We start from the raw sequence: 6,320 nt of genomic DNA, 5'->3' as shown, positions 1-6,320 counted from the left end.
CCGGATACCGGTTCCGGGTCGACCACCGCGGCACCCACCCCATCCACGACACCGCTCGACCCGGCAGCGACACCGACCCGCCCGACGAGTAGCCACCCCGCCCCACACCCCGCCAGCCCGGCTCGCGGGGACATCGGCACGTCCGAACCAAGGCGGCTGGTAGGTCGGGGTGGGGTCAGCGACCGCCGGCGTACTGCTCGGCGGTGTAGGTGATGGTGCTGCCGCTGTCCGGGACGGTGACGACGATCCTGTCGTCGACCGCCGACCAGTCGACCTCGAGGGCTGTACCGGCGCCGGAATCGACGAAGGGATAGCCGGCGACGAAGCGGTGGTCGTTCTCCGCGCCGTCGTGGACGGCGGCGATCTCGAGGTGGGTCCGCTGCGAGTGGACGGGGGTGGCCGGGTAGCGGACGACCACCACGCAGTAACCCTGCAGACCCGAGAGCGTGGGATCCGTGGAGCAGTCCTTCCACAGCTCCTCGCGCCCGAGGCCGTCGAGCTGCTTGAGGACGGCCCAGGCCACCACGAAGGCCAGCAGCACGGCGAGCGCTGTCGCGACGGAGGACAGCACGGCCACCTTCGTCTTCGTCACGCAGGCACCTTGCCCGCGCGGAAGGCGGGCACACCCCGCGTCCCACGACTGATCTAGGGTGACCGGGTGCCGACCTTCGTGCTCGCCTCCGCCTCCCCCGCACGGCTGGCGACCCTGCGCAGCGCCGGGCTGGAGCCGCAGGTCATCGTGTCCGGGGTCGACGAGTCCCAGGTCACCGGGGTGCCGCCCGCCGAGCTCGCGCTGCGGCTCGCGGAGCTCAAGTGCGGCGCGGTGGCGGCTCGCGACGACGTACCCGCCGACGCCCTGGTCCTCGGCTGCGACTCGGTGCTCGAGCTGGACGGGGCCGCGCTCGGCAAGCCGGACGACGCGGACGACGCCACGCGACGCTGGCAGGCCATGCGGGGCCGCTCGGGAGTCCTGCACTCGGGCCACTGCCTGCACGACCGGGCGACCGGCCACCAGGTGGCGGCGACCGCGTCCACGACCGTCCACTTCGCCGACGTGGGCGACGACGAGATCGCGGCGTACGTCGCCACGGGCGAGCCGCTGCACGTGGCGGGCGCGTTCACCGTCGACGGCCTCGGTGGCGCGTTCGTGACCAGCATCCAGGGCGACCACCACAACGTCGTCGGCGTCAGCCTGCCGCTGCTGCGGGGGATGGTCCGCGACCTCGGGCACTCGTGGACCGACCTCTGGGCGCGCTGAGCCTGCTGGGCGTCCTGCTCGCCCTGCCGGTCCTGCTGCCGGTCCTGGTGGCGGCTCCGGCGGGAGCCGACGAGACCAGCCTCGCCCCGGGCAGCCACGCGATCACGCTGCCCGTCGACGCCCCGACGACCTTCCGGCTGCACCGCACCGCGACGGGCAGCACCTTCCACGTCGGCCTGTGGTACGTCGGCGCCGGGGACTCGGTCGGCGAGGGGGTCCGCCTGACCGTCGGTACGACGCCCGCCGACGCCGGCTGCGGCGGAGGGGCGGTGTTCCGGCCGACCCGGGGCGAGCCTGCTCCGCTGCTCACCACCACCGTCTCGACGTGGACCGACGAGCCGGAGCATGCGTGCGGCACGGCCGCGGAGCTGTTCGTGACCGTCGGCGTGCCGAGCGACCCGGTCGACGCGGGGCGCCGCGCGACCATCGTCGTGCAGGAGGAGCCGCCGCTGTCGGCGTACGCGACGGACCTGTTGTCGGAGCCGCCGGAGCAGGCCTGGCAGCCGCTGGCTCCGGAGCCGTCACCGGAGGCGACCGATGCCGGGGCGACTCCCGCCGATGCCCCCGTCGTCGGCCCGGGCAGCCACGAGAGCCGGCTGCGGCCGGGCCGGCAGGCGCTGCTTGCCGTATCGGTCGACTGGGACCAGTCCCTGCGCGCACAGGTGGACGGCAGCGCCGAGGCCACCGTGACCATCCTCGGCCCCGTGCTCGGCGACGACGTGGCGTCGAGTGGCCCCGGCTGGGCGCAGAGCCACGTCACGTCGTACCTGCACCGCAACTCGTTCGACCCGACCCGAGCCGGCGCGTCGCTCGAAGGCGTCCGCTACGTGCTCGTCGGTCTGCCGCCCGGCACCCCGCCGGCGACCGTCACCCTGACCCTCGCGGTGGACGGCGAGCCGGCCGGCGGCGTCCCCGACTACATCGTCCCGGCCGGCGCCGAGGAGCCCACCACCGGCCGACCGGCCCCGGCGCCCGCTGACGACGGCGCGCCGGCACCGGTCTGGCTCGGTGCCGGCGCGCTGGTGCTGCTCGTCGCGGTGGCGATCGGCGTACGACGCCACCGCGGGAGACGTACTACTCGACGGGGAGCCCGAGTCCGCGGGCGATGAGCATCCGCTGCACCTCGGAGGTGCCCTCGCCGATCTCGAGGATCTTGGCGTCGCGGTAGAACCGCGCGACCGGGTACTCCTCCATGAATCCGTAGCCACCGAAGACCTGGGTCGCGATCCGGGTCGCGGTCACGGCGGACTCACTCGCGTAGAGCTTGGCGATCGATGCGGCCTGCTTGAACTCCTTCACCGACGGCCCGTGCCCGCCCTCCATCGCGTCCCTCATCGCGGCGGCGCGGTAGGTCAGCATCCGCGAGGCATGCAGCATGACCTCGAGGTCGGCGATCTGGAAGGCCACGCCCTGCTTGCGTCCGATCGGGCCGCCCATGGTCTGTCGGTCGAGGGAGTACTCGACGCACAGATCGACGCAGGCCTGGATCAGGCCGACCGCGAGGGCGGCGATGGCGACCCGACCGTCGTCGAGGATGGCGAGGAACTGCGCGTAGCCGCGGCCGCGCTCGCCGACGAGGTTCGACTCCGGCACCCGGCAGTCGGTGAACGACAGCGGGTGGGTGTCGGAGATGTGCCAGCCGAGCTTGTCGTACGCCGGCTCGGCCACGAACCCGGGCGTGCCGGACGGCACGATGATCGCCGAGATCTCCGGCCTGCCGGAGTCGGAGACGCCGGTGCGGGCGGTGACGGTCACCAGGCTGGTGATGTCGGAGCCGGAGTTGGTGATGAACTGCTTGCCGCCGTTGATGACCCATTCGCCGTTGTCGAGGTCGGCGCGGGTCTTGGTGGCGCCCGCGTCGGAGCCGGCGCCCGGCTCGGTGAGCCCGAAGCCGGCGAGTCGCCGGCCGGCGACCAGGTCGGGCAGCCAGGTCTTCTTCTGCTCGTCCGTGCCGTAGGTGAGGATCGGGTTGATGCCCAGGCCCACACCGGCCTCGAGCGTGATGCCGATGGACTGGTCGACCCGCCCGAGCTCCTCGATCGCCAGGCACAGCGAGGTGAAGGGGCCGTCGGAGGCGTCGAGCCCGGCGCCGCCGTACTCCTCGGGGGCGGTGAGCCCGAACAGGCCCAGCTCCCCCATCTTCTGGACGACGTCCGTCGGGAAGTGGTGCGCCCGGTCCCACTCCGCGACGTGGGGGCGGATGACGGAATCGGCGAAGTCCCGGACCGTACGCCGGAACTCCTCGTGCTCGCGCGACAGCTCGAATGGGGTCATGGCCCCATCGTAGGCCAAGAGGTTAACGTTTGTTAACCTCTCAGGCCGAGCGGCGGCCCTCCACGAGGAACGGCGGCCGGTCGGTGTAGCGCACCGCACGGGCTCGGCCGGCGGCCTTCGCCCGGTAGAGGGCCTGGTCCGCGCGGGCGAGGGCCGGGCCGATCTCGTCGCCGGGAAGGACCGCGGCGATGCCGAAGCTGACGGTGGGCATGGGCCCGTCGTCCTCGCCGCGGTACCAGCGAGCGATCGCTGCCGCGACCTCCTCGGCCGGCGTGCCGCTGGTGAGCAGGACGAACTCGTCGCCGCCGAGGCGCGCCACGATGCCGCGCAGGCCGACCACCGCCTGGCAGGCGTCGGCGAACGCCGTGAGCGCGCGGTCGCCCGCGGCATGCCCGAAGCCGTCGTTGATCCCCTTGAAGCCGTCGAGGTCGGCGACCAGGACGGCGGTCTCCGGCCGGGCCGGGCCGTCGTCGATCGCCCGCTGGGCGGCGCGGAGGAACTCGACGCGGTTGAGCAGACCGGTCAGGCCGTCGCGGGTGGCCTGGCGGCGCAGCTCGGTGGTCTGCTGCTCGTGGCTGAGGGCGGACATGCTGAAGGTGACCACGACCAGCAGCATCATCGTCAGCAGCGTGGTGGCCTGTCCGCCGAGGGCGACCTCGAAGAGCGGGTGGGTCGGCCCGACCGCGAGGAAGGCGAGGGCACGGGCGAGGTAGAAGACGGCGATCACCGTCGAGGCCACGCCCATCGCCCGGACGGCGAAGCGGAACTGCGCGCGCCGGTCCCGCTCGGCGGCCTCGCGCAGGAGGAGCACCAGCTCCCGCGCCGAACGGCCGATCTGGACGCTCATGGCGATCAGGAAGACCGCTCCGCCGGACCAGACGTCGGTGCGCGGGTCGTCCAACAGGGAGGCCGCGAGCACCACGACCGGCACCACGACGAGCTCCCATCGTGCGACGGGGCGCTCGCGCAGGGACCGGGCTCCGGCCCACACGCAGCCCGCGCCGAGGGTGGCGACGGCGTTCCCCAGCGGGTTGCCCACGACCTGCGCCGGGGTCCCGTTGAGGAGGAAGAGCGATGCGCTCAGCACGAAGTTCGCCAGGGACAGGCACCACCAGGCGCTGTAGGCCGAACGCGTGGAGCGGTAGGTGACGCCGTAGAACAGGGCGAGCACGCAGACCGCGACGAGCCCGAAGGCGACGCGCAAGGTCATCGTGTCCATGGCCGTCACGCTAGGCGCCGGCGCGCGGGCGCGGGCCGGTCCGGCGCCATTCCGACCGAAGGCTGCAGGGCCCTGGTCATTCCGGAGGATGCCGCAGCGGCGTCGCCGGGACGAAGGTCCTGCCGCGCGCGCCCCGGGTCCCACCCCGACGTAGGCTCGCGGTCGTGAGCCAGCTGCGCGACCCCGCCCACCGGGTCAGCCCCCGGGCCCGCCTGATGTGGCACGTCGAGACCGGCGTCGCCGCACTCGTCGTCGCCGTCGGCCTCGGCGTCGCGGCCGTCCTGCTGGGGCCGGACGGGCTGCGGTGGTGGCTCGTCGCGCTCGCGGTCGTCGTGTGTACGACGGTCGCGGTCGTCGTACCCCGCTGGCGCTATCGGGTGCACCGGTGGGAGGTGTCGGCGGACGCCGTCTACACCCAGCGCGGCTGGTGGGCGCAGGAGCGGCGGATCGCCCCGATGTCGCGCGTCCAGACCGTCGACCTGGCCCAAGGCCCCCTCGCCCGGCTCTTCGGGCTCACCACCGTCACCGTGACGACCGCGTCCGCCGCGGGTCCGCTGCGGATCGAGGGACTCGACCGGCCGGTGGCGCTCGCCCTGGCCGACGAGCTGACCCGCAAGGCGGACCTCGTCGAGGGCGACGCGACGTGACGTCCCCACCGCCCGAGGCCTGGCAGCGACTCGACCCACGGATGCTGCTGGTGCACCCGATCAAGGAGGTCGGGCGGTTCCTGCCGGTCCTCATCGGTCTGCTCGTCGCCGGCGGCGCGTCGGGCACCGGGCCGTGGGCGCTGCTCGGCGTCGGAGTGCCCGTCGGGCTCGGCGTCGTGCGCTACCTGACCACGACCTACCGCACCGCCGACGGGCGGATCGAGCTCCGGCGCGGCCTGCTCCGGCGGCACACCCTCGCCACCCCCGCCGACCGGGTGCGCACCGTCGACCTGACCGCCTCACCCGTCCACCGCGTGCTGGGCCTGGCGACCGTCGTCATCGGGACCGGCAGCGTCGCCAGCGACAGCGACGAGCGACTGGTGCTCGACGCGCTGCCGAAGGAGGCCGCCTCCCGACTGCGCGCGGAGCTGCTCCCTGGCGCGACCCGCGGCGCGAGCACCGACGGCGCGCCGGCCGAGCACGTCGACGCGGAGCGGGTGATCGCGCGGTTCTCACCGCGCTGGCTCTGGTACGCCCCCTTCAGCGGCACCACCCTCGTCGGGCTCGGCGCGGTCCTCGCCACGGCCGCCCAGGTCAACGACTCGGTCCAGATCCGGCTCAGCGAGGAGGACCTCGCCGCGATCGACCTGACCCTGGTGGTCGGCGTCGCGCTCGGCGCGCTGGTCCTGGTCGTCCTCCTGGCCGTCGGCGGATATCTCGTCACCAACGGCGGCTTCGCGCTCAGCCGGTACGGCGCCGCCTGGCACGTGCGGCGCGGCCTGCTCACCCGTCGCGAGACCAGCATCGACGTCGCGCGCCTCGCCGGCATCAGCCTGGGCGAGCCGGCCCCGCTGCGGCTCGCGCGGGGACGGCGGGTCGCTGCGATCGTCACCGGGCTGAGCGGGGACCAGTCGGGGTCCGC

Annotated in this window: 7 protein-coding genes; 4 read left to right on the top strand and 3 right to left on the bottom strand. The window is 73.9% G+C overall.

Translation table 11 applies throughout. From position 1 onward, the window contains the following. Positions 1-175: 175 nt before the first annotated feature. On the bottom strand, positions 176-592 hold the full coding sequence (locus FHP29_RS10895) for a hypothetical protein (RefSeq protein ID WP_139622885.1): 417 nt from the start codon (positions 590-592) through the stop codon (positions 176-178). A gap of 66 nt (positions 593-658) precedes the next feature. On the opposite strand from FHP29_RS10895, the gene FHP29_RS10890 reads away from it, so the two are divergent. Continuing rightward, the gene (locus FHP29_RS10890; RefSeq protein WP_139622884.1) at positions 659-1,258 is read left to right on the top strand and encodes a Maf family protein; all 600 of its coding nucleotides are present in this window, start codon (positions 659-661) and stop codon (positions 1,256-1,258) included. After that, positions 1,234-2,367: a hypothetical protein gene (locus FHP29_RS10885; protein WP_139622883.1), complete on the top strand. Its 1,134-nt coding sequence runs from the start codon at positions 1,234-1,236 to the stop codon at positions 2,365-2,367. Before FHP29_RS10890 ends, FHP29_RS10885 begins: the two co-directional genes overlap by 25 nt. Here the strand turns inward: FHP29_RS10885 and FHP29_RS10880 are convergent. Both FHP29_RS10880 and FHP29_RS10875 read right to left on the bottom strand, forming a co-directional pair. Continuing rightward, the gene (locus tag FHP29_RS10880; RefSeq protein ID WP_139622882.1) at positions 2,333-3,532 is read right to left on the bottom strand and encodes an acyl-CoA dehydrogenase family protein; all 1,200 of its coding nucleotides are present in this window, start codon (positions 3,530-3,532) and stop codon (positions 2,333-2,335) included. The two genes, FHP29_RS10885 and FHP29_RS10880, sit on opposite strands and share 35 nt — an antisense overlap. 40 nt (positions 3,533-3,572) lie before the next feature. After that, positions 3,573-4,751, bottom strand: coding sequence for a GGDEF domain-containing protein (locus FHP29_RS10875; protein WP_139622881.1), 1,179 nt, complete (start codon positions 4,749-4,751; stop codon positions 3,573-3,575). Between the two features lie 164 nt (positions 4,752-4,915). Between FHP29_RS10875 and FHP29_RS10870 the strand changes: the two genes are divergently transcribed. After that, positions 4,916-5,398 (top strand): PH domain-containing protein, encoded by a 483-nt coding sequence (locus FHP29_RS10870; RefSeq protein WP_240044437.1) that lies wholly within the window; start codon positions 4,916-4,918, stop codon positions 5,396-5,398. After that, on the top strand, positions 5,395-6,320 hold a 926-nt coding region (locus FHP29_RS10865; RefSeq protein ID WP_158296543.1), incomplete at its 3' end, for a PH domain-containing protein. The genes FHP29_RS10870 and FHP29_RS10865, both read left to right, overlap by 4 nt.

It is taken from the genome of Nocardioides albidus, assembly GCF_006335005.1.
Classification (GTDB): Bacteria; Actinomycetota; Actinomycetes; order Propionibacteriales; family Nocardioidaceae; genus Nocardioides; species Nocardioides albidus.
The sequence above is the reverse complement of the archived record's forward strand: the minus strand, read 5'-3'. Positions and strand labels throughout refer to the sequence as shown.

Excerpts from the sequence above, each read along its gene's own strand:
- FHP29_RS10880 (WP_139622882.1), bottom strand. The coding sequence starts at position 3,532 with ATGACCCCATTCGAGCTGTCGCGCGAGCACGAGGAGTTCCGGCGTACG.
- FHP29_RS10875 (WP_139622881.1), bottom strand. The coding sequence starts at position 4,751 with ATGGACACGATGACCTTGCGCGTCGCCTTCGGGCTCGTCGCGGTCTGC.